The 23185-nt window shown below is 49.4% G+C and carries 18 protein-coding genes; 2 read left to right on the forward strand and 16 right to left on the reverse strand.

The features are described from left to right. Nucleotides 1-12: 12 nt before the first annotated feature. From P364_RS0123605 to P364_RS0123620, 4 genes are all read right to left on the reverse strand, one after another. Nucleotides 13-855 carry an STM4015 family protein gene (locus P364_RS0123605; protein WP_024632516.1) on the reverse strand — a complete coding sequence of 281 codons (843 nt, stop codon included), beginning with the start codon at nt 853-855 and terminating at the stop codon, nt 13-15. A gap of 369 nt (nt 856-1224) precedes the next feature. Beyond that, nucleotides 1225-1848 (reverse strand): XTP/dITP diphosphatase, encoded by a 624-nt coding sequence (locus tag P364_RS0123610; RefSeq protein ID WP_024632517.1) that lies wholly within the window; start codon nt 1846-1848, stop codon nt 1225-1227. Nucleotide 1849: 1 nt separating this feature from the next. Continuing rightward, nucleotides 1850-2608 carry a ribonuclease PH gene (gene rph / locus P364_RS0123615; protein WP_024632518.1) on the reverse strand — a complete coding sequence of 253 codons (759 nt, stop codon included), beginning with the start codon at nt 2606-2608 and terminating at the stop codon, nt 1850-1852. 177 nt (nt 2609-2785) lie between these two features. Then, on the reverse strand, nt 2786-3841 hold the full coding sequence (locus P364_RS0123620; protein WP_024632519.1) for a GerMN domain-containing protein: 1056 nt from the start codon (nt 3839-3841) through the stop codon (nt 2786-2788). Between the two features lie 213 nt (nt 3842-4054). Here P364_RS0123620 and P364_RS0123625 point away from each other — a divergent pair, with 213 nt between their 5' ends. After that, a complete protein-coding gene (locus P364_RS0123625; protein ID WP_024632520.1) occupies nt 4055-4621 on the forward strand; it encodes a phosphatidylglycerophosphatase A family protein in 567 nt (188 codons plus the stop codon). Between the two features lie 74 nt (nt 4622-4695). Here the strand turns inward: P364_RS0123625 and P364_RS0123630 are convergent, their stop codons facing one another. From P364_RS0123630 to P364_RS0123650, 5 genes are all read right to left on the reverse strand, one after another. After that, nucleotides 4696-5352: a ferric reductase-like transmembrane domain-containing protein gene (locus P364_RS0123630; protein WP_024632521.1), complete on the reverse strand. Its 657-nt coding sequence runs from the start codon at nt 5350-5352 to the stop codon at nt 4696-4698. Nucleotides 5353-5385: 33 nt separating this feature from the next. After that, a complete protein-coding gene (locus tag P364_RS0123635) occupies nt 5386-6429 on the reverse strand; it encodes an FAD:protein FMN transferase (protein ID WP_024632522.1) in 1044 nt (347 codons plus the stop codon). Then, nucleotides 6426-6821 carry a hypothetical protein gene (locus tag P364_RS0123640; RefSeq protein ID WP_024632523.1) on the reverse strand — a complete coding sequence of 132 codons (396 nt, stop codon included), beginning with the start codon at nt 6819-6821 and terminating at the stop codon, nt 6426-6428. Before P364_RS0123640 ends, P364_RS0123635 begins: the two co-directional genes overlap by 4 nt. 193 nt (nt 6822-7014) lie before the next feature. Continuing rightward, on the reverse strand, nt 7015-8004 hold the full coding sequence (locus P364_RS0123645) for an MBL fold metallo-hydrolase (RefSeq protein WP_024632524.1): 990 nt from the start codon (nt 8002-8004) through the stop codon (nt 7015-7017). Between the two features lie 18 nt (nt 8005-8022). Then, on the reverse strand, nt 8023-8766 hold the full coding sequence (locus tag P364_RS0123650; protein ID WP_024632525.1) for a class I SAM-dependent methyltransferase: 744 nt from the start codon (nt 8764-8766) through the stop codon (nt 8023-8025). A gap of 317 nt (nt 8767-9083) precedes the next feature. Here P364_RS0123650 and P364_RS0123655 point away from each other — a divergent pair, with 317 nt between their 5' ends. Beyond that, nucleotides 9084-9959, forward strand: a complete 876-nt coding sequence (locus P364_RS0123655; RefSeq protein ID WP_024632526.1) for a DUF72 domain-containing protein — start codon at nt 9084-9086, stop codon at nt 9957-9959. A 124-nt stretch (nt 9960-10083) separates the two neighbouring features. Here P364_RS0123655 and P364_RS0123660 read toward each other — a convergent pair whose 3' ends face one another. The 7 genes from P364_RS0123660 to P364_RS0123690 all read right to left on the reverse strand — a co-directional run bounded on the left by P364_RS0123660 (nt 10084) and on the right by P364_RS0123690 (nt 22995). After that, the gene (locus P364_RS0123660; protein ID WP_152532746.1) at nt 10084-12312 is read right to left on the reverse strand and encodes a glycoside hydrolase family 88/105 protein; all 2229 of its coding nucleotides are present in this window, start codon (nt 12310-12312) and stop codon (nt 10084-10086) included. Nucleotides 12313-12368: 56 nt separating this feature from the next. Beyond that, the gene (locus tag P364_RS0123665; RefSeq protein WP_024632528.1) at nt 12369-13190 is read right to left on the reverse strand and encodes a polysaccharide deacetylase family protein; all 822 of its coding nucleotides are present in this window, start codon (nt 13188-13190) and stop codon (nt 12369-12371) included. 103 nt (nt 13191-13293) lie between these two features. After that, nucleotides 13294-16629: a glycosyl hydrolase gene (locus P364_RS0123670; RefSeq protein ID WP_024632529.1), complete on the reverse strand. Its 3336-nt coding sequence runs from the start codon at nt 16627-16629 to the stop codon at nt 13294-13296. Between the two features lie 232 nt (nt 16630-16861). After that, complete coding sequence (locus P364_RS0123675; protein ID WP_024632530.1) at nt 16862-18367, reverse strand: extracellular solute-binding protein; 1506 nt, start codon at nt 18365-18367, stop codon at nt 16862-16864. An 18-nt stretch (nt 18368-18385) separates the two neighbouring features. Continuing rightward, nucleotides 18386-19273 (reverse strand): carbohydrate ABC transporter permease, encoded by an 888-nt coding sequence (locus tag P364_RS0123680; protein ID WP_024632531.1) that lies wholly within the window; start codon nt 19271-19273, stop codon nt 18386-18388. Between the two features lie 48 nt (nt 19274-19321). Continuing rightward, the gene (locus P364_RS0123685; RefSeq protein WP_052016746.1) at nt 19322-20251 is read right to left on the reverse strand and encodes an ABC transporter permease; all 930 of its coding nucleotides are present in this window, start codon (nt 20249-20251) and stop codon (nt 19322-19324) included. A 341-nt stretch (nt 20252-20592) separates the two neighbouring features. Then, on the reverse strand, nt 20593-22995 hold the full coding sequence (locus P364_RS0123690; RefSeq protein ID WP_024632533.1) for an AraC family transcriptional regulator: 2403 nt from the start codon (nt 22993-22995) through the stop codon (nt 20593-20595). Nucleotides 22996-23185: the final 190 nt, after the last annotated feature.

Genomic DNA, 23185 nt, shown 5'->3' on the forward strand with positions numbered 1-23185 from the left:
GCCTGACATCATTTATTCCGTTAACGACGGGTAACGCCAGTCATCTTCATCACTCTGTTGTTGCTCGCTGACATCTACAGATATGCCAGAACGTTTCCAGCGAATGAGCATTTCGTCCGTCATGTAGTGGTAACTAAGATTAAGATGCTTAAGTTTTTTGATCTTGTCACTGGCAAGCAGCGCTTCGGCCCCTTCATCAGACAACGTGCCCTCCGACAGATCAAGGACTTCCAGTTGATCCAAAATCGGCGCCTCTGCTGCAGCTTTTGCAATCTCATCCTGAATCTCACTATCTTTCAGACCCAGGTAGACGAGCTTTGGAAACAAGCCTTGTTCCAAGAATGGAAGTACATCCTGAAGCGAACCATCGAACCCGTAATCCTCCACACCCAAATATAGTTCAAGTTTGCGCAATTCAGGCAACTTAGCGCGGGCAATTGAAGCTAATACGCCTTGGGGCAGACCACCGCAAATAATGATCAATTCTTCAAGTTTGGCATGCTCCATTGGCTCCAGACTTAGTCCGCTGCTGCCCTTTACTGAAAACGACTTCAATTCAGGAAAAGCAACCAGTAGTGGTGTGAGATCCGTCTGAATAATCCATGATACCTCGCATTCTTCAAAGCCCATATCTCCGATGAACAGTTTCTTCAAGGACGGAAAGCTTGTAGCCAATTCGGTGAGTGTTCCCAAGAATTCATCCGGCGAATTTTCATAAGCCTGTCCCCAGTCTCCAATAATCAGGCTCTCCAGCGAACCAGCCTCCGGTTTGGCAGCCAGCTCCCTGATTAACGTTTCCATACGGATACCGTTCTCATAATCATCATAAGACACCGTAAGTTTCACTTCTTGCATAAGCAAATCCCCTCCGTTTGAGTTCATTGATGATTCAATTACCTTGAATGTTAACCCATACGGTACAAGACTTGCAACTTCTTCCAACCCCGGTCCTAATGCTCTGCTCAAACGTGAAATCTTCGTATTTCCTTTATAGGCGAAAGAACATACGTTCTGATATTTATCCTGAGAAAATTGGGGGTTATTGGGGGGCTAACGTACTGGCTTTATTAAGTCAGCTCACTCATTTAAAAATAAAAAAACGTTAATGGTCGGTAAACCATCCCACAGGAATGATTCTTACCTTCCACTAACGCTTTGATATTGAAGCAAGGCTATGAATTCACCTTATACATTCATATTCGTATGAGCCGGTTCGGTTGAAGCTCAGCCTTCCAGTGTGGATACGAGCGCTCTCAGCGCATGACCCCGGTGACTGATCGCCTGCTTTTGCTCCAACGTAAGCTCAGCCATCGTCATCTCGTATTCAGGCACATAGAAGAGTGGGTCATATCCAAATCCGCCACCACCGGCTGCTTCAGCTGTGATCCAGCCTTCCACCGTGCCTTCTGATTCATACTTGTCTCCGGTTGCCGGATCATATAACACCAGTGCACAGACGAAACGGGCCGGACTCAGCAGCGGTTGCTCGGTATCTTCACCGGATTTGAGGGATTCCAGCGTCTCAAGCAGCTTGGCATTGTTCTTCGCATCGGTTGCACCCTCGCCTGCATATCTCGCAGAATACACTCCTGGGTCACCGTCCAGCAGATCCACGCACAATCCCGAATCGTCAGCCAGGACAGGCAGCCCAAGGGCATCACCCACCGCTTTGGCTTTCTTCCAGGCATTCTCCGCAAAGGTTACGCCATCCTCAACAACATCCGGCAGCTCCGGATAGTCAAACATGCTTTTGACCTCTTTGCCCAGCGGAGCGAATGCATGGGCAAATTCACGTACTTTCCCCGCATTGCGGGTTGCAACAATGATAATTGAGCTATCCAGACTCATCTTAGGCTTCTCCTAGTCCACGAGCGCCGATCTTGAGTGCAATGGGACCAAGAACTTCTTTTTGACGCTCAATCATTTCCAGAATACCCTGTTCACCCAGCTCCAGCATCGCGTTCAGCTCACGGCGGTCAAATGGTGCTTCTTCGCCTGTTCCCTGAAGCTCCACATATTTCCCGCCGCCTGTCATCACCAAATTCATATCCACTTTGGCTTTGGAATCTTCATCATAGTTCAGATCCAGCACAGGCTGTTCTCCAACTACACCCACACTTACCGCTGCAATGAAATCTGTAATCGGGAACACTTGCAGTTTATGTTGTTGGGAAATTTTGTTCACAGCGAGAGCCAGCGCTACAAACGAACCGGTAATGGACGTTGTGCGTGTACCCCCGTCTGCTTGTATAACATCACAGTCCAGTGTAATCGTACGCTCACCCAGCGCCTGCAAATTAACGACTGAGCGCAGTGCCCGGCCAATCAGGCGCTGAATTTCCATGGTGCGCCCAGTCAATTTGCCGCGGTTCGCTTCACGCTGATTCCGGGTATGTGTTGCACGTGGCAGCATGGAGTATTCAGCCGTTACCCAGCCTTTACCCTGCCCTTTCATAAAGGGAGGAACACGTTCCTCCACAGTAGCTGTGCAAATAACCTTGGTATCTCCCACTTCAATCAGTACAGAACCTTCGGCGTATTTATTTGTGTTAATTGTTAAATTCATCGGGCGCAGCTGGTCGCTTGTTCGTCCGTTAGATCTCATCATTTCTGCCTCCTACGACTTAAGCATCCTGTAATGTCGAGCTTGTTCACACTTTTACTAATCCCTTCTATATTACCAAAGAGTTCAGTTAAAAGCATCCTGTCCCCCAAAGAGTTCTCTTAAAAGCATTCTATCCATCAAAGAGTTCTGTCAACTTTACGCTAGAAGGCTCTTTGTGGCTTAAATTGGAATCTCGTTGATATATTCAGGCTTCGATACGGGGGCACTATAATCCCGATTATCATCACTCATGACTGTCTTTTGGCCATTCCATTCAATCTGGACTTTAGCTTCCTTGCCTGCTGTATTCTCAGCCGTGGTCAACACGACGGATTGCAGCAGTTCACTTGGCACGACATCTCCCTCGGTGAACATGTCGTCTTTGAGTGCAACCGTTACGGTTCCATTCTGGGACGTTTTGACCGATTGCAGCTGGGTTCCGCCTGTCATAACCTCTTCCAGCTCCCCGCCTTTGGCTGGCCCCTTGATCAGTTCATTCAACGCAGCCTGCACCCGGTCTCCACCTGGTGTCACAAGACGTGTAACCGGAACATAATATTGGATGCCTGCTGGCGTAGCGGCTGAGAAATAAACCGTCACCGGACTGCTGTTGGTCGTGAATGTATCACCCAAATCGAGATTGATGCCCACCGCCCGGTTCAACGGTTCCGGCAGCGGTGTGCTGTTTACTGGCATTTGCGTCAGCTTTTTGCCGTCTACCCAGATCTGTACGTTCTGCACATCTGGTGTACCCGTGAGTGTCCAGGTGACAGCCTCCAGCATTTTGCGCTCGTCCTTGGCATCATACTTGGCGAAGTCGCCCGAGAACTCCACGACTGCCAGCTTGTCATCCGCATGAATCGTTACGTTCTGAACAACAGTGCCCTGCGGGAGAACGCCCTGAAATCCTTCAGGCAACATCCCTGCATAAGGACCGCCCGTCACGAGTGTATCCAGAGCTGTTTTGGGGCTGCTAACGTCCGTGCCCGACGGAAGCGTCATGGATACCGGAGCAAGCAAACCTTGCTGGTCCTGCAAATACACGGTTGTAAGCGGCAGCTTGGCGAGTGATCCGTTGCCTTCGGCCGCCTGAATCATAGCCGCTTCCTGAATCGGCGGCGGTGGATCGATTGCCTCGGAGGACTGTGCCCCAAACATGCCACATCCGGATAACACCACAGGAATACTCAACAGTGCAGCTGCAGAAGCTGTACGCAAATAACGGATCTTACTCATGATCACGTTCCCCCTCATCATTTTTACAGTTTGTACTACCATGTATACGAGCCTTTGCCCAAAAAATAACTACTTTTTAAACAAGCGCATCATGCATAAAGTCAAAAACAGGCGTTCCATCCCCATCGAAAGTAGCAAAGAAACCCAAAACGGTTAATAACGTATTAGGATACAAGCATAAGGACATTGCTAACTTCAGAGGAGGAATCGCCCATGGAACATCCTGAGCAAGAAAAAATCCCTTACAGCCTGAATAGCCGTAAAGTGGAAGAGGCCACGAGGGAATGGCTGCACAAGCGGGGCGTCAAAATCTCTGAGATCGCGGAACTGGTCATGATGCTGCAGAAAAAGTATTATCCAGATCTGACGATGGAAGAATGTATCGACAATGTGGAGAAAGTGTTACGCAAACGTGAGGTCCAGAACGCAGTCCTGACAGGCATTCAGCTGGACCTGCTGGCAGAGCAAGGCAAACTCATTTCGCCTTTGCAGGAGATGATTGAGAATGATGAGGGGTTATATGGTGTGGATGAGATTCTCGCGTTCTCCATCGTCAACGTATACGGCAGTATCGGATTCACGAATTACGGTTATGTAGACAAGTTAAAACCCGGCGTGCTTGAACGTCTGAACGACAAGAGCCTTGGGCCTGTGCATACGTTTCTGGATGATATCGTGGGGGCTATTGCCTCGGCGGCCAGCAGCCGGATTGCACATCGCAAACAATCGGAGCTTGAAGAAGCTTTGGGACAAAAACCGGTCAGCGATGATATCGTATAATTTACGATTCTGATCATGACAAAAAGGCGGCCACCAGGCCGCTTCTTTTGTATATCCACTTATTTCGGTATACGTTATTTCATATGCTCCTGTCTTCCCGCTTCCGCCAAACGATACACTTCTCTCCAATTCGGTTCGGCTGAAGCTGGCTTAGCCTCTACACGACTGGGTCCAATCGTAATTTCCGGGCCTTTGCGTTCTCGCAACAAGCCACGAAGTACAGTAATACCAAGTATGCTCAACCCAGTAAATACATACATCAGGCGCATAATGACGTTGCCGGAATCCGTACCGGTAACCATGCCATGGAACAGTAAACCGATAAATACGGGATAAGACAGCATATGGAACATAAACCACCATTTGCGGCCAAGCTTGTTACGCAGGTCACTGGATAACAATACGATCACCAGACCATAAAAGGCTAACGTACCCAGTCCGCTTCCGATTGGATGCACTGGAGACGTAAACGGAATGAGCAATTCACTCCAGGTGAACGGACTATAGTGATCAATATATAGGTTTAACGCATGCACAAGTCCAAGTCCGAAGGCGAGCCAGGTCGTTCGGGTATGCCATGTATACATGGCCGCTTTGGGTTTGCCTTTGGCGATGGGCATTCCTTGGGCAATCCCCAGAAACACACCCGCAAAGAGCAGCAAATAAGCGGCTATCCCACTAATTCGAATGATATTCCACGTTGGCAGATAATCTACAATCCATTGTGCCATAACCGGCTCCCCCATATCTGATAGACTTGGCGTTTATATAAGGCTGAAGCGGTGATCCGGATCAAAACCGGGCCAGCGTTCAGCAAGCGTATCGGTATTTCCTCTAAAATAAGTGCTCCCTTCCCGAGTCATCCACAGGACGTCATGCCGATCATAATGTCGGTTTAACCAGCCCACTGCCTCGGCACTTCCCAAGATACAAACGGTCTTGGCAATAATCTCACATTGCGATGTATGCTGGCCCAGAACGGTACACTGCAGCACATCGGTATCTGCCGGCTCCATCGTCCGGGGATCAATCAAATGATGCGAAAGGCTACCGTCCGTATTCTGCCACTGTCGTCGCACAATACCAGAAGTGGCAACTGCACCTTTCCTCAACTGAATGTTCCCTATCAGATTACGCTCCTCTTGATAAGGATCAGTGACATGTACGGACCACATCGGTTGATCCATTGTCCCCCATGCCTGAATATCCCCACCTGCGTTAATCAACCCCGCCGGAATATGAAGTGTACGTTGCAGCCAATCCGCGATACGCTCAACGGCCCAGCCCTTAACAATGCCCCCAAGGTCCAGCTCGGTTCCAGGGTCCTTATGAACCATTCGACTGCCTTCCCTTTGAATCCAGCTTGGGCGGCTATAGTCATATTCGTCTCTCAGCATATCTGTTATATCCGATTGTCGGATGTCCAATCTGAGTTCGATTCCTGATGGACGAAGCTCTCTTTGCTGCAGCTGCTCGAAGCTGACATCGTAACCCGAAGCCCGCAGAGCCTGAGAGATACCTGGCTGAAAAATCCCTTCCGTCTGACCAATATAACCGTATGCCAAACTTAACACTTCATCCATTGCTGCGGAGATGGGCATCCAGCCTGTGCAACGATTCAGACGATTCAATTCACTATCTGCCACAAATCGGCTGAAACGCTGTTCCTGCGTTTCGAACCAATTTTTCACCAGCGCTGCCGCATGCTCAGCCTCTTCCCGTCCTGCTGCCAACTGGACTTCCACGTCCGTGTTCATCGCTCGGAAGCGGAACCTAAGCAGACGGGAGGCTTGCTTTGTGCGGCTCATGATGCACCTGTGCGTGACTGATAGTTGCCACGGCTATAACCGGAGTCTGTATCCTGATTGCTGCTCTGATCTGACATCCAGCCATCCGACGATCTGCCTTGATTCGGAACGATGGCGTTGGTTCCATCGGCTGTCCCCTCATCCAGGCTATAGCCCTCATTGGACGGTGCATTGGAAATGCTATCAGTGTTATCTGTCCATTCGTCCATGACATCATCCTGGGTATCCACCCGGGTAGAGGCTGTACTGCTTATATCGTTACCATTAGCCGCCGCATAAGCGATATCAAAGGCATCAGAAGTTCTTACATATTGAAAGAGTGCAGCCACGGTCAACGTTGCTGCCGCCGAGGCTTGCCATTTTCTCCATTGGTTTCGTTTTTTTCTAGTCATCGCTCTTCCCTGCTTTCTATGGCGAAGTTCATGCATTTATCATAGAAGTGCAGGCTTAAAAGAAGATGAATGAACCGTTAAGAGAGACTAAAGCTTTATTTTATTGAAGTCATTATTTAAGTCGTTACACGCAAAAAAGACTCTGACCAGGAAGATCCCCTGCCTCAAAGTCTTGTAATCCCAAGTATAACCCCTAACCATGCTCCCTAAAGAAGAATTCTCCGTCCAACCGCTGCTCCTGTACAATAACCTCACGCCGGATCAATTCCTGCAGATGCGCCAACGTCTCACTCATCGCAAAGCGAAGCTGATGTGCTCCCAAGCGGTCGCCGAACATAAATACACACATATCATATGCACTCGTCGGTGCTTCCCGGATTCGCTCACCCATCTTCTGAAGGCGTTCCTCATGATGAGTAAGCAGATGGACGGTTCGATCGGCAAAATGGTTAAACGGATTCCGGTGACCTGGATATGCCACCTCTACATCCAAAGCCCCCAGTCGATGCAACCCTTCCATATAAGACAATAAAGGCTGATCGTCACTTCCCGGCTGCAGGCTGATATTCGGTGAAATCTGCGGCAATACCGCATCTCCACACAGGATCTCCCCGGAGTCGGGCGCATAGAAGGATAGATGTCCCGGCGCGTGACCCCCTGTTTCCACTGCAAGCCACTTTTTCCCGCCCATAAGCAGCCATTCGCCATCTTCAATCGGTGTCACAACCGGAAGTGGTGTAATCTGTGAGTGAAATCCCTCCATATGTTCGCGGATCTGCTGCGTCTTGTCTCCCGGCATCCCATGGCGGCCATAGTATTCCGTTAGCACTGTGTTAATGGTCGCCTCAGGACCCCACATATAATCTGCCTCCTGGCGGGATCGTGTGGACATTCGGACAGGCGCACCCGTTTGCTGCTGTATCCGGCCAGATAACCCCAGATGATCGGGATGATGGTGGGTCAGTACAACTTGCTTAATATCCTGAAAAGTTAAATTGAAATCGGCAAGCGCTTCGTGCCACTCCTGTTCCGTCTCAGCACTGCGTGGTCCCGGGTCAACAATCGTTATTGTTCCGTCCGGTTCATGAAGTACATAGCTGTTCACCCAGCGCAGTGGAAAAGCCATCGTAATCTTGACCCGATGCATGCCTGCTGGCATGGATATGGATTCCGTTTGCTTCATTAATATTCTCCTCCAACTCTACTGCACAGGCCGATGACCGACAAAAATCATCCGCGGCGATGTCTGCTCATCGTACTTTTCTTCATCATAACCGCCATGTACCTGATCCACCACGAGTCCTGCCTCGTGAAGCAGATCACGTAGTTGTTCGCGGGTGTACAATTTGACGCGTTCCTGATAGATTCGCGGTTTCTGCCCGGATGCGATATCGGTGATGTGTATTTCTTTTTGCACAAATCCATCCTGGATCTTGCGAAACTCTTCAATATACTGTCCTTCGCTTTCACGTGTTGAATGCTGCACCAGATGACGAGTCACGTAAGCCGTGTTCATAAAATCAATAATATAACTGCCTCCCGGCTTCAGCATCCGATGAATGGCGCGTAATACTCGAAGTTGCTCTCCATCCTCTCGGAAATAACCAAATGAGGTAAACAGATTGACCACGGCGTCAAATCCGCCTTTCAGTGGAAGCTCGCGCATATCGGCGTGATACCACTCTACACGATGTTCGGTATCCATTTCACGTGCTTCACGCAAAAGCACATCAGAAAGGTCGATACCGGTCACCTGGAAACCAGCGTCAGCAAGGGCCAAAGAATGTCGGCCCATACCGCAGCACAGATCCAGTACCTTGGATTTTGGCTGAAGCTTTAACCAGCTTATCATTTTATGTACTTCCTGGTATGCACCCTGCACATCCCTATGTTTATACACAAGAAGATAGTCTTCTCCAAAACTCTTTTCATACCATTCCGTCATTACGTATCGCCCTCCACATGGTCACTGGCCCAACTATCCGTAATACGCTGTTATACCAGCCGGATCATTTCTCTATAGCTTTTAGTCATTGTACCGTCTTTATCCTTCAAACTCAAAAATTCCCACGAATCGTCCGCGTTGAACGGCCGGAAACCACACGATATAATGTTAAACATAGTCAGGCCCTCGCGAATCGGTTAACTATACATAGAGGATTGATATCAAACCAGTATGGCATTTTCACATCATGAACGACAGATGACGACTGAAACATAACGCTAACATAAGATATGCAGCAGCAACAGGAGGTGTTATTGATGATTCGGATTGGACTTACGGGCTGGGGAGATCAGGAAGATTTATACCCCAATCGTACCAAAGCGAAAGACAAGCTCCGTCTGTATGGACAATATTTTACGACCGTAGAGGTAGACAGTTCCTTCTACGCCGTTCAGCCTCGGGACCGGATGGCACGCTGGGCAGAGGAGACGCCGGAATCCTTTGCTTTTATCGTCAAAGCCTATCAAGGGATGACAGGACATCTGCGAGGAAAGCCCTATTTCACCAGCACCTCGGAGATGTATAAGGCTTTTCGCGAATCGCTGGAGCCTGTCATGGAAGCAGGCAAGATGCAAGCGGCCTTGTTCCAATACCCGCCGTGGTTTGAGTGCAATCGGGACAATGTCAATGAGCTGCGTGAAGTAAAGCTGAGAATGGAAGGCATCCCGTGCGCTCTCGAATTTCGTCATCGCAGCTGGTATGAAGAAGGCATGCGCGAGCGAACGCTGGCTTTTATGAAGGAGCAAGGCTGGATTCACAGTGTCTGTGATGAACCTCAGGCAGGTCAGGGATCTATTCCCATCGTTCCCGAGGCTACCGATGCCGAGATGACGCTGGTACGCATGCACGGACGCAATGTATCAGGCTGGCACCAGAATGGTGCACCTAATTGGCGCGAGACCCGTTATCTGTATCGCTACAACCAGGAAGAGCTGCTGGAGTGGAAGGGTTATCTGGAGCAATTGCAGGAGCAGAGCAAGGATGTTTATGTGATTTTCAACAACAACTCAGGCGGCGACGCCGCTGCGAATGCACAGATGATGATGGAGCTGCTGGAGCAGCCTGTGAAGCCCTTTCCTGACCGTACGGAGCCGGAGGAGGAAGAGGGACCGGAGCAATTGGAGCTGTTTTAACCCCCTCAGTGCAATTCAGAATATAAACGGAATATTTCCATCCATAAAGATAAAGCGGCAAGCCTAAGGGCTATGCCGCTTTATTGGTCATTAGGCTATATGTGATGAATTCATGGTTGCTGCACTAGCGTTGTGCGGCTGTAATTGAAGAGTCGAGCGAAAAAATGCCGCTCAGCTGCTGGTTCATTTTATACGCCTCAATTCCTGCCAGGAGCACTATGCCGATACCGTGGGTATCGTTCAGAATCCACCCCAGATCATCCCGGTAATAGAGTGCGGTAAAGGAATAACCGGAACCCCGGCATACACCGTACACATTGCCTTTATAATCGATGGACAGACGGGTTATGCCTTCCCATCCTTTGCGCACCGCATCCAGATAGGCTTCTGGCTGCTCCAGCCAGCCTTCACGAATACCGCGGGCATAGGCGTAGATGAACATCGATGTGCAGGAGGTTTCCTCATACGAATCCGTGCGATTCAGCACCTGATGCCAGAGTCCATTTTCACCTTGCAGGACCAGATATCCCTGACATAAATCCCGGTAGAAGCTCAGCAGTTCCGGCCGTTTGACGTGATCACTTGGCAGAATCGATAGCAGTTCGGTTAGCGAAAAGAGAACCCATCCATTTCCGCGCCCCCATGGAATGCCTGTCGCCCGCCCACGTACAAAATCATACACATGGGACATGATCTGTTGTTCGGGAATATAGAGATATTTGCGGAACATGAGGAACTGGTTGATCGCATCATCCCAATAAGAAGTATCTCCCGTCAACTGACCGTAACGCATCAGGAATGGCGTGCTCATATACAGATCATCGCACCACATCGTTTCCTGACGCATCTCGCCGCTGCCACGAACACGGTAAAAGGCCCCGTCCTCCAGACGTTCCTGTTCATCCGTGATGTAGTCTGCAATACGATCTGCGGTATCCCGGCCTCCACGAATGTCGCCTAGTTCCATTGCTGCGAGCAGCGTAGAGCCAAATGAACCGCAATCATCCAGACTGTCGATGGCAGACAACTGATTATTGATTCCCGCGGCGCCGTACCCTTCCCGATCCCATAGACCGTAACGGTCAAACGACGTACTCAGGCCGATATGGTCCCGAACATACTGAACATAGTCGTCGCGCCCCAACTCCTGTCCAATCTGCAGAAGGCCAAGCAGGGTAACACCAAGTGGATAATTCCATTTCCCGTAATGGGTATTTTCCAAATAGGGACGAACACTGGTTTCGGGAAGATCTACATGCCAGTACACGCCTTGGGCTCCATCATCAAATACGGTATCTGTTACCACGATGTCTTCGGGAGACGGTTCAGAGCCTGGCGAAAATAAACCTGTGTACAGCCACGCATCGGAACATCCTGCAACCGGATGAGGTGGTCTCAATCTCCAGCCACTTGAACCTGAAGTCTCTGCATTATCCAGCGTGAATCCCCAGGGAACAGCTGTAGCTTTCGTTTCGCCTTTGACTACGAGATCACAAGCACCATAACGACGAGGCAGCTCAACATGGAAATTTCCGGTAGCCCCAGCAGTGTACACTTCCCTGCCGTCCACATATAAAGTCAGTGCACCGTCATGCGTTCCTTGTAAAATTACTGGTGACGATCCAGGCTGGATTACATCCAGCTTGGACCAAGCATAAGCCACCAGCGGCGGTTCTGTGTCGGAAGAATTTGCTGAATCTGATTTATTTATCGGATCTGCGGCATCTGTCAGAATTCTGTTAAAACAACCCGCTCCCAATTCCTCCTCTGTCCAGTCCCTGCGTGGGTACCAGGAGAGACCCGTTTCTGCTTCAGTCATATCATCACGAGGGAGTATTGATAGAAGTTCATCGACTGGTTCGGAGTACAGCCAGCCCTCCTGACCTTGGCGATCGACGCCTGGCGTGAGGAAGTGAAGCGAAAAATTTTTAAATGAAGCCGTGCCGTAAATACCACCGAATCCCACCTCTGTTTTTACAAAACAAAGCAGCACATCGTTCCAGCCATATTTCACGGAGATTGGAATCTGGGTTCTGCGCTCGGGAAATAACTCCTGCAACAGCTCGGATTTGAAGATTTCTTCTCCGTTCACGTAGACCGTCACCGGACTATAACAGTTCAGTCCCGTACTTAATGTAGCCTCCTGCTGACTCCACAGCTTGCCCCACACGTACACATACTGTCCTGCACGAGCCTCTTTCCACTTGGCATCCAGATTCAGATCATACCGGTAATCCCCAAGCCTGCGAAAACCTCCCCGATGGTACGCCCGGAAAAAAAAGGAGTGTTTCGGATGATCCCCAATATATCGCTGGGCCACCGTGGTCAAAATATCCGGAATTGAATCATACACCTTGCCTGCAATCGCCTCGTTCTCATGAAAATAACGAATGATCGTCAGCTCCCTTCCTATACCTTGATTCGTTCGGTTAGTCGCAATGTCTCTCCAGCCTTCACTTCAACCACCTGCTGATCCACCGTTAACCAGACGGAGATGGCCGATGGATTATGAATGATGGACCGATCTGCTGAACATTCCAGACGTTTGACTGCTCTCCAGTAACCCATCACTTCAATGTTCGTTGCGTACCAGATGTCCTCCCGGCCGCCAATGTGCTCAGCAAACTGTTCGATAATCTCCCAGTTGTCGTTATCATTGAATTCGTAGCTGTGGCCCCATACATATAACAAGAGTGGCGTACCTGTCTTCGTATGCTGGATATAACGTTCAGCATGAGCCGCCAAATCATGGTTATGGTGGCAGGTTGGATGCCATTCGAGCGGTCGCTCAGGCAGTGTGTACCTGCCATGGGATTCAACCGTACGTGCATAATCGATACCAAGCCACTCCAGCTTGGTGCTAAGTGAACGGTCATAGCCCCCATTCGGGTAGGCCATACCTCGTACCGGATAACCGACAAGCTGCTCCAGCGCTCTCCGATCCTCCATAATCTCTTCGGTCAGCAGCTCATCCGGAACGTAAGGCAATGTAGGATGGGTGACCGTATGTACAGCCACTTCATGCCCGGCATACAATTCCGCTACTTCTGCCGTCTCGATCCGACCAGGCTTGCCCAGCGTACCGGAGTTCAGATTGAATGTGCCCCTCAGCCCATGTCGATTGAAAAGTTCCACCAGTCTGCGGTCATGTATCACCCCGTCGTCATAACTGAACGTCAAGGCTTTCATCACGCCACCCGGATACCGGTCGAATTGAATGCGATGTCCCATCTTGTTCCTCCTCCTCTTGAGTAGCCAGAATCTCCAGATGAGAAAATGGTAGAGCGTAATCCCGACATACCCTTTTCTCTCGTAATGTTAATTTTTCAGCGGATCACTGACCCGCTTCACGCAAGCTATGACTGGCTGAGTCAAAATACGTACCTTCCAGCAATCCAATCAATGTATTGGTAACACGAACTTCAATATCGTTATCCCCTGCTCGAAGCCAGGAGGGTTCTCCCGTCCAGCGATATGGAGACCAGCATCGAACGCCCAGACTATGACCATTCACCCGTACCTCTACCACATCCTGTACCCGCCAGTCGATGAATTCCAGGTCGAATGATGCCCTCTCTTCAGCAGGCTCATCCAGCCAAAAGTTACGTTTATAACTCATCTCTCCTGCAAAGTAGGGATAAAGCGGTTGGGGTTCTGGTTGAATCCGAATCGCTGTATCCGGTTCAGGAACAAGAGAGATCATCCCCTCATGATGGAATTCCACACCAAATCTCCCTTGCAGATACAGCGGATCAACGATACCTTCTTTATCCCTCGTGACCTGTACAGTAACGGTCATTTCATTCAAACCACTTTGTAACAACTCTGTTATATCGATGCCAATATTATGGTGATCGGTAATTTCAATCGACTCGAATTGATCCAGTCCAATCTGTAGTCCGTTGATTTCTATGCTCCATTCACCCGCTATAGCCGCCCTGTCCATGAATAACAGACATTCTGTCAATGCCGTCCTCAGCTCAAATGAAGTCGTATATTTGCACTGGATTGGATAGGCAACGGATGCTTTCTTTGGTGTGCCAAATACCTGATTAAACTGGAGCGGCAGATGATGTTGCTCCGATAATTCTGCCGCCTGGTCAATAAAAGGTTTGACTGCAACAGGATTACGTTCAAAAATTACACCGTTGTCATTGGAAGCCGTTAGGTTGAACTGTCCCATTCGAAGTGTGTTGCATTGCACCGTTTCCAGTCGCCATGGTCCCTCCGAAGGAAGCTGAATGGTATAGGGTGCGTTTTCAGTCTCAGTAACTAAACGGCCCGCGCCAGACTTCATCCCTGTTTGGTTCAGAGCAAAAGGATCCCCCTCAGATGCTTTTTGGGCATGTTGTAAAGTGAGCTTCACAGCATGGGCTTCATAGGGAGCAAGCTTTAGCGTAATGCACCACTCCCCACCACTGCTGGTATATGGTAATGGATCAAACTGCCCCGTCTCCAGATCGAGCCGTTCAGCCAGCAGACGTGTACCCGCCGATAGATCCACACTCGACCATAACCGCTTGGCTACTATTTTCAACTGCCCATCAAGGTGTTGACCCTCCTGGTTGGACAAAAAGATCATAAATTCTCCGTCCGATAATTGACGGGTCTGCATAAGCAGCGACGCACTTTCTTCTTCCATGATCCAACAGATCGGTTCGGGCAGTACCTGATCCAGCAGCAGGGAGATCAATTCCAAGGAGAAGTCATCCCCGCGACCTGTTCCCGCAGGTAGAAAATAGGCATTTCCCTGCCCCCGTCGCCACATGGATTCTCCGCTGTCGTGATCTGTTTCTTCCGTATTGCCCCAATATGCCTCGTGCGGCTGGTTGCCTGCACCAAAGAACTGAGCGGCCTCATCTCCCACAGGGCTCTTCGGCTGGATGGCTACATGTGGTGGCATGCCTACGGAAATGACCGTTCCTCCCTGTTCCACGAACTGTTTCACCTGCTGCCAGGCTGCTGCCTCCAGGTTCAGCATCGGTGGAAGAATCAGTACCTCGTAACGTGCAACGCCAATCTGAATTGTGCCATCGGCCAGCACGGCTTCGGCCAACAGCTCAGGGTCCAGATGGTCATAGTCACGTCTGTTTTCGAGCAGGTGAGAACTGATGCGCATCCAGTCGTTCGTGAGACGATCCAGCTTGGTCCGTTCTACTTCGTCCTCTCCACCATATTCAAATCCGTGTAACGGATTACCCATCAGGCTCCAGAACGTAGTCGTTGGATCAAGCACAGCAATTCGGATATCCGCTGTTCCGGTGCTCATCAAATAGCTTAAACGTCCCGTGTAATCTCCCAACTGTCGGAAATGACGCCAATACGGGTTCTGTATGAACTGGGATGGTGGCGCATCATGCTTGGCAAGTCCGCCAATCGTATAGAAAAAGGCATGGAAGTTAAAAAAGTTTGTGCCCATGGCTGCCATCCGATCAATCATCCACTTGGCATCCTGCAACGTCATCGACCAGCCTACACTGTGAAAACACTCCATCAGATTACGGTTACGTCCCAGCTGTCGGGCAAGCGAGCTGACCATCTTCGGATTGTCGCGCATTTTTTTGCCATACCGTTCCAGAATCCAGGATAAGGGGCGTCCGATTTTCTCATGCGCCGAGTCTCCCCCTGGCATGTGGCTGAACAACTGCGTGGTCATCCGAACCCCGGGCACTTCTGCCGCATATTGAATCCCGGCCTTTTCGCACCAGTCATGTACCTGCTTGTGGTACGACTCCCTGAGCAGCAGATGCAGCGACTGGTAATAGTCATACCGGATACGTTCTGCATCTGGAACATCGCCATGTAGCAAAGCGGGCAGGGACTCAATCAGACTGTAACCGCAGCGTTCACTAAAATACCGGGGAAGCTGTGGAGACCACGGGATACGCCCAAGCGGCGCGATTTCATCGGAGAACATGCCTTTGATTACGCTTTCAAATTGTTCTCCAACTGCCTCCCTATATCGATCATGGGTCAGTTCAATAAAACGGCTCATCGCTGCCTTGTGACACGGGTCAACAAAGTTGCCGTAATATTTGAAATCATCCAATTCTTCTTCCTGAAATATAATCACGTCCCATTCCCCAGCGGGAGCTTCCCACAATAGTCGAAAAGCCGTTCGATATGTAAAAAACCGCTTGCGATTATACGACGTGAGTCCTGTCTCCTGATATACCTGCTCCATCTGAATATTGCCGATATTGCTGCGCAAATCAATGGATTCATGCCACACTCGTTTGCCGTGCGCATCCTTGGGTATTGCCTTTGCGACTAGAACTCTTCCCCATGGCAATTCATGCTCCACAGCTTCTCCTCCAGGAACATGGAATTGATGATGTACAAGCTGGCGCTGCTTCGCCTCGGGAAAATCAAGTGTCACTTCACCGCCGGCCATTCCGCTTGGATAAGGGTACTCGTCATATAACCAGACCTGCATGCCGCAGGCAGCCGCCGCTTCCACCGCAATTCGTACCTTGTCAAACCACGCTTCAGACAGATAGGGAATCTCCAGCCCCTGACGTGGACAGATGAAAAAACCGCCTACGCCCTGTGCAGACATTTCGGCGATTTGCCGTTTGATTTGCCCTTCTTGCATATCCCCATTCCAAAACCAAAAGGGATGAACCCGGTATTGCACTTCAGGATTTTCAAATGCATCCTCGTTCCACATGTCGCTTCCTCCCTGTATGTTCAAGAGTGGCTATTCGTCTACCAATACCGTTCATTTAAGTTCAAATCAGTTTGTTTTGCATTGATTATACATCAAAATCCAAAGACTGGAAGCCATATTTCACAAAAAGAGATGAAGCTGGTTTTCAGATGGCCTGAGCAATGCATATACGGAAATGCCCGGCTGCCGCCCTTACACTGCGAGCAAGGCTGCCGGGCTCTGGAACATCAATCTACTTCAGTGCAGCGTACAGCTCATTCACTTCTTTGACATAGTCATCACCACCACTGCTTTTCCACAGTGCTACGGCATCCTGGAAGCCTTTTTCATCAATTTGCCCTACGATGAATTTGATACGCGCATCATTAATGATGTTATCCAGCTGTGGTCCTTTCTGGGCATACACGTCAGAGATCAGCGGTTCGCCAGGATTGGCTATGACGATCTCCTCATTGGCTTTCTGCACCTGTGCAACCTTTTGGCGAACAGGTGTCTGCTGCACACGCAGCGTTTTGTCCTCTGGAATAAACATCAGGATCTGGTTAAGACCCTGTACGTCTCGCAGCGCCAGTTTATCGGTCGTAGGAATGATGTAATCCTCTTTTTTCTCATACTGCTTACCTTCCAGACCGTTCCCCAACAGCGCCTGAAGCTCAGGTTCATTCAACTGATCCAGGAAACTCAGCACCTTTTTCAGGTCTTCTTCCGTTTTGACACTGCTTTTGGAAATGGCAATCATACCGGAATAACCGGATGTTGGCATGTCACGAAGGCCCTTTGGACCTTCCATTGCTTGAAGCACATCCACGTGTCCAGTTGCTGCCGGATCCTTCTCCAAAATTTTCTGATCCATGCGCTGTGCGTTATCTGCCACATCCACCATCACGCCTGCTTGCCCGTTCACAAAAGGATCGGACAACTTGGTTGCATCCATCACGGCAAAGTCCTTGTTAACCAGACCCTCGCTATAGATTTGACGGAAAAATTTCAGCGCTTCCATATACTCCGGTGTCTCATGCGCCGGTATCAAACCTCCGTTTCCATCTTCGCCCCATTTGTTGGGTGCACCGAACCAGATCTGCATATTATCCCATGGACCTGTGAATTTGCTCGCCACCAGACCGTAAGTGTCATCCTTACCGTTGCCGTCCGGATCATCCTTCGTGAACGCTTTCAATACATTGTAGAACTCGTCAATGGTCTTTGGCTCTTCCAGGCCAAGCTTCTCCAGCCAATCCTTGCGGATCGTGACACCGTTACGTCCAAGGGCACGTGCGCGGTAGATGCCATAGGTTTTGCCATCGATGGAAGCATTGTTGGTGATAATTTCATTCATCTTGCTCAGGTTCGGGTAGTCTTTCAGATAAGGCCCAAGCTCCCAGAACGCTCCGGTACGAGCCGCATTAATGAAACTCGGAGATTTGCCAAGCACAACCATAACATCGGGCAGCTTGCCCGAAGCCAGCGTAATATTAAATTTGTCTTCATAGGAGCTGCTCGGTACCCATTGCAGATTCACATCCAGCTTGGTCAATTCCTCAAGCTTCTGAATCACAGGGCTGTTATCTGGCGGATTCTCCGCTTCAAAGTTCGGAAGCATGATCGTAATCTGATCCGTGCCCCCCGCAGCGGTTCCAGAACCTGCTTTCTCTGTGGAGCAAGCCCCCAGAACCGTACTCAGTACTAATAATGCAGAGAGTAGTAATGCACCTTTTTTGAATCCCGTCTTTTGTCCCATACGTTCTCCCCCTTGGCTTTAGCCTTTGATTGAACCTAACATGACACCTTTGGCAAAATGTTTCTGCAAAAACGGATACACCAGCAAAATCGGAATGGTACCGACCACAATCACCGCCATCTTAATGGACTGCTCCGGTGGCTGTACAAAGTTGGGGTCCATATTCGCCATATCGCCGACACTGGCCTGCGAGAGCAGAACGATCTGTCTCAGCATGACTTGCAATGGCCATTTGTCACTGTCGGAAATGTACAGGAGGGCCGAGAAAAAGTTATTCCAGTGCCCTACGGCGTAAAATAACGCAAACGTGGCAATCACCGGTTTGGATAATGGCAGAACAATGCGCCACAGCACCCCAAGATCCGAACAGCCGTCGATGCGGGCCGCTTCCTCCAGCCCGGGCGGCATTTGCTGAAAAAAGTTTTTGACAACAATTAAGTTAAAAGCGCTGATCGCGCCAGGAAGCATGAGGGCCCAATAGGAATCCAAAAGTCCAAGTCCACGAATGACGAGATAGGTTGGAATCATCCCGCCACCGAACAGCATAGAGAAAATCACCATGTTCATCATGACATTACGCCCCCAAAAATCACTTCGGGACAGCGGGTAAGCCATCGTCAGCGTGAAGAAGAGATTGACCAATGTACCTGCAACCGTTACAAATATGGAAACCCCTATGCTGCGGAAGATGGTGGACGAGGAGAAAATATACTCATATGCACTGAATGAAAATACCTTCGGGATAAGAAAAAAACTGCGTTCGGTTATCTCGGCTTCGGTCGCGAATGAATTTCCTATAATATACAGGAAAGGAAGGACGGTTAATATGCCCAGAATCCCCAGCATGACGTAATTGAAAATATCGAATACTCTGCCGGCAGGGCTGTTGTATAGACGGCTGTTCATGGGCGATTTCCTCCTTTATGAATGGATGGCAATGGATGGCAACACACCTTAATAGATTCCGGGATGACCGAATTTCTTGGCCAGTTTGTTACTGCCGAGCACCAGAATGATCCCGACCACAGACTTGAATAATCCGACAGCCGTACTGTAACTGAATGCACCTTGCGTAATCCCGACGGTGTATACATACGTATCAAAAACGTCTGCCACATCACGATTCAGCGAGTTGGTCATCAGATAGATCTGTTCGAAGCCGGTATCCAGGAAGTTCCCCAGTCTGAGAATGAGCAAGATCACAATGGTTGTGCGAATGGCTGGAAGCGTGATATGCCACATACGCCGCAATCGTCCTGCACCATCCACAATTGAAGCCTCATATTGCTCTGTATCGACACCTGCCAGTGCCGCCAGAAAGATAATCGTTCCCCAGCCCATCTCTTTCCACATCATCTGAACAATAATGAGCGGACGGAATGATCCCGGACTCGCCAATACATCGATCGGTTTGCCTGTGATCCAGGAGATCAGGTCATACAGTACCCCGCCTTGCGGAGTCAGGAATACATAAGTGATACTCGCGATAATAACCATGGATACAAAGTGAGGTACATAAACGAGCGTCTGAATGGTTCTTTTGAAGAAAGCGACCCTGATTTCATTTAACAATAACGCGATAATAATCGGCGCCGGGAAAAAGAATATAAGATCATATAAGGCAAGGACGAGTGTATTCCTCAGCAATCGGAAGAAGTCCGGATTGGAGAAGAAATTCGTAAAGTTCTCCATGCCCACCCATTGACTGTCGCGGATGCCTAGAAAAGGCTGATAATCCTGGAAGGCAATAACGATCCCCCACATGGGCAAGTATTTAAAGATGACAAAGTACAAAAATCCGGGAAGCACAAGCACGTACAGCCATTTATTTCGTTTGATCTGCCTCTTCCAGTTGGACTCCCGCTTCATCGGCAATGCGGCCATTTCCACTTGAGCTGCTGTAGCGCCATTTCCATTCCAGTCCGTCTTCCCGCTCATAATGTCTCCCCCCTTATTTATGTAAACGTTATCAAATGACTTGTTATTCAGACTATACAGCTGCCCTGTTTCCGGCAACCTTCATTTTTTGCATGGTTACGCAAAGTGGCCCGAAAGCCCTCTATAACGCCATTTCTACTTAGACTTGAACCTATTTTGGCAGTGGAGATTGCACATTTTTGCAGCATTATCCTTCTTTGCTTCCAAGGTGTTTCCGAGGTAAAACATGAATAACCGGAGTCCCATGAAGCGGGATTCCGGTCAGCGTTGAAGTCTTATGCACAGGTTTATTTACCCAGCCATTGATCCCGATACTGGCTTGGCGTTAAGCCTTCCTGTTTCTTGAAAATCCGATTAAAGTAACTGTGTTGGTATCCAACAGCGCCTGCGATATCATTGATTTTCATCGTGGTCTCACGCAGCAATTGCTTCGCCGCATCCATTCGTACCCGTGTTAAATAATCAATGAAATTCATACCGGATACCTGCTTGAATGCTTTGCTTAATGCGTAAGGAGTCATCTGCTCCACATCTGCACAGCCTTCCAGGGAAAGCTCATTTTGATAATTCTCATCGATAAACAACATCGTGCGTTCCACCACCTGCTTCAGCGGCTCCTGGGATCGGATCTCGATCTCCTGTATATAAGGAAGCAATACTTCTCCGGTCATCCATTTCATCATTTGGGCAGGTTCGCGAATGGTGGACAAGCGCTCATACATGTTGCAGCCCCCGAACAGCTTGTAGGGCGTTACCCCGGTCTGCAGCATCATATGCTGAATACTTCCCAGCAATTGAAGCATCATCTGCTGCACCTGGAATTCGGAACTACCTGCTCGGGTGACCTCGATCATAAATTGCTCCAGTACGCGCTCCGACTCATCCTTCTTCCCAAGCCTGATCGCCTGAAGAATCTCACGTTCCAGCCCCAGTGGATACGAGGCTTCTTCCGTCCTGCGGAAACATTGCTCATCCTCCAGATCGAGAATCTGGCTCCCAGCTTCCACGCTTCGATAAGCAACCGCCTGCTCCATCTCTACGAATAATCCCGGCAATTCCTGCAGGGAAGCAGCCGGACGGCTTACCATCACCGTCACGTTCATTTTCAATGTCTGACCAATAACTTCCACCAGTTCCCGTCCCCATAACAACGCTTGTGACTTTACAGGCTCGTCCTCGGGAGCAATCACGAGCATGGCTGAAGACAGGTCGTGAAAGTTCATCACGCTAATTTGACTGAAAACATTTTTGGCAACTTCTTCAATAATATTGACTGCCGCAAAGGTAACCAGCCCCGTATCCTGGCTCCCAAATCGACCCTGCAGTTGAGCATATCCCGTAAAATACATCTGAAGCAGCAAAAACTGCTGGCCTTCCACCTCGAAGCCAAGATTCCTCATTCGCTGCTGGAGATCCTGCTCGTTATAGGCATACAGATGCCCTTGCACCAGTTGTAATACAAAACTGTCCCGCAAGTGGGGCAGCTGCTCCTGCAGTTGCCGATGCGCCGTTAAACTCTGCGAAGTCAACTCGTTCCACTGCTGCTCCAGCAGCTGGAATTCATCCAGCTTGGTGTCTGGTGTCGCTTCATTCCTGCCCGGCGTCAACAAGTGGAGCATCCTGGCTACGGGAGAGTATATCCTGCGTGAAGCAAACCAGGATAACACCAGCCCCAGGAGAAGACTGCCTGCGCTCGCAATAACAATAATTTTGGATACAAGCTTCACCGGCGAGGTCACCGATGTCAGCGGAGCTGCAGAGACATACGTCCAGTCCGAATCAATCCGGCTTAAAGATCCATAGGATACGGAATAGGTCTCATCCTCATATTTGAACAGGAAGGAATGGCTGTCTGCATGCAGGACGACTTCTTCTTTGAGCTGCTGCTCAAAAGCATGGTCTCCCTTCCCAGCTGCCGGATTCCCGGTAACGAGCGTATTTCCCTCCTGGTCCATGAGAAACGTTAACCCTTCGTCATAAGGAGTAAGCGTTTTCAATAAGCTGGCGACTTTCTCATTATCCAGCGTAATGATCAGCGCACCGAATGGATTAATGCTTTCTCCCGGAATCTTATGTACAAGAACCAGTGCATCACCTGAATCGGTATGCAATATACTATCCTTTGCTTGGACTGCCTGATCGCTGCCCTGGCTCGCAACCCAATCTGTCCAATACACATGGTTGCCCATCGTCAGATAGCGATCATAGGCCTCTATTTTCGCATCATCCTTCAACTCGTTATAATCCCGGTTAAACAAAATCGATTTCGGTTCCTGTAAATATAGCTGTGCGGTTTTGATGAGCGGATGGGAGCCTTGCAACACATAAAGAGTGGTGACAATCTCCTGTGTTTCGTTGAAATAATACACAAAATCCAGCGTTCGCAGCGCGTTGCCAAATCTAGGTTCAAAAGCCCAATGGGACAAGGTCATCTCCAGATATGCGAGTTGGTCGTCCACGTTGCGTGCCCGATTCTCAATCTGGCTTTGGTGCATCTGATTAAATTCATTTTCCATCCGGCCAACGACCAACTGGTACATCACGATGCCTGTAATCAGTCCGGGAATGCTGGCAATGAGCAAAATAAGCATTAGACTGTTTCGGTAAAAACGCCCTTTATGCCGTCCTGTCGTGAACCCTGGCCAACGCGTGAGTCTACCGGATAGCCTTACCTTCCTAGCTGGTTCCATCAGCGCTCACCTGCCTGCTTGCGTATGGTCTGACTGTCATGGGAACTCCCTCAACTCCCCTGCAAAATACATCTGAGAATATATGGATGAAATCCGTTTCTTGTATTATACGCATAATTTCCAGGGGAATGAAACGGTACGTAGCAGATCATTTTTTAACCAATGTTTTATTAACACATCAAAATGGATT

The organism is Paenibacillus sp. MAEPY2, from assembly GCF_000499205.1.
GTDB lineage: Bacteria > Bacillota > Bacilli > Paenibacillales > Paenibacillaceae > Paenibacillus > Paenibacillus vandeheii.

Bases quoted from the DNA above. Each gene is read 5' to 3' on its own strand.
- P364_RS0123605 (WP_024632516.1), bottom strand. From the start codon at position 855: ATGCAAGAAGTGAAACTTACGGTGTCTTATGATGATTATGAGAACGGT.
- P364_RS0123610 (WP_024632517.1), bottom strand. From the start codon at position 1,848: ATGAGTCTGGATAGCTCAATTATCATTGTTGCAACCCGCAATGCGGGG.
- rph (WP_024632518.1), bottom strand. From the start codon at position 2,608: ATGATGAGATCTAACGGACGAACAAGCGACCAGCTGCGCCCGATGAAT.
- P364_RS0123620 (WP_024632519.1), bottom strand. From the start codon at position 3,841: ATGAGTAAGATCCGTTATTTGCGTACAGCTTCTGCAGCTGCACTGTTG.
- P364_RS0123625 (WP_024632520.1), top strand. From the start codon at position 4,055: ATGGAACATCCTGAGCAAGAAAAAATCCCTTACAGCCTGAATAGCCGT.
- P364_RS0123630 (WP_024632521.1), bottom strand. From the start codon at position 5,352: ATGGCACAATGGATTGTAGATTATCTGCCAACGTGGAATATCATTCGA.
- P364_RS0123635 (WP_024632522.1), bottom strand. From the start codon at position 6,429: ATGAGCCGCACAAAGCAAGCCTCCCGTCTGCTTAGGTTCCGCTTCCGA.
- P364_RS0123640 (WP_024632523.1), bottom strand. From the start codon at position 6,821: ATGACTAGAAAAAAACGAAACCAATGGAGAAAATGGCAAGCCTCGGCG.
- P364_RS0123645 (WP_024632524.1), bottom strand. From the start codon at position 8,004: ATGAAGCAAACGGAATCCATATCCATGCCAGCAGGCATGCATCGGGTC.
- P364_RS0123650 (WP_024632525.1), bottom strand. From the start codon at position 8,766: ATGACGGAATGGTATGAAAAGAGTTTTGGAGAAGACTATCTTCTTGTG.
- P364_RS0123655 (WP_024632526.1), top strand. From the start codon at position 9,084: ATGATTCGGATTGGACTTACGGGCTGGGGAGATCAGGAAGATTTATAC.
- P364_RS0123665 (WP_024632528.1), bottom strand. From the start codon at position 13,190: ATGGGACATCGCATTCAATTCGACCGGTATCCGGGTGGCGTGATGAAA.
- P364_RS0123670 (WP_024632529.1), bottom strand. From the start codon at position 16,629: ATGTGGAACGAGGATGCATTTGAAAATCCTGAAGTGCAATACCGGGTT.
- P364_RS0123675 (WP_024632530.1), bottom strand. From the start codon at position 18,367: ATGGGACAAAAGACGGGATTCAAAAAAGGTGCATTACTACTCTCTGCA.
- P364_RS0123680 (WP_024632531.1), bottom strand. From the start codon at position 19,273: ATGAACAGCCGTCTATACAACAGCCCTGCCGGCAGAGTATTCGATATT.
- P364_RS0123685 (WP_052016746.1), bottom strand. From the start codon at position 20,251: ATGGCCGCATTGCCGATGAAGCGGGAGTCCAACTGGAAGAGGCAGATC.
- P364_RS0123690 (WP_024632533.1), bottom strand. From the start codon at position 22,995: ATGGAACCAGCTAGGAAGGTAAGGCTATCCGGTAGACTCACGCGTTGG.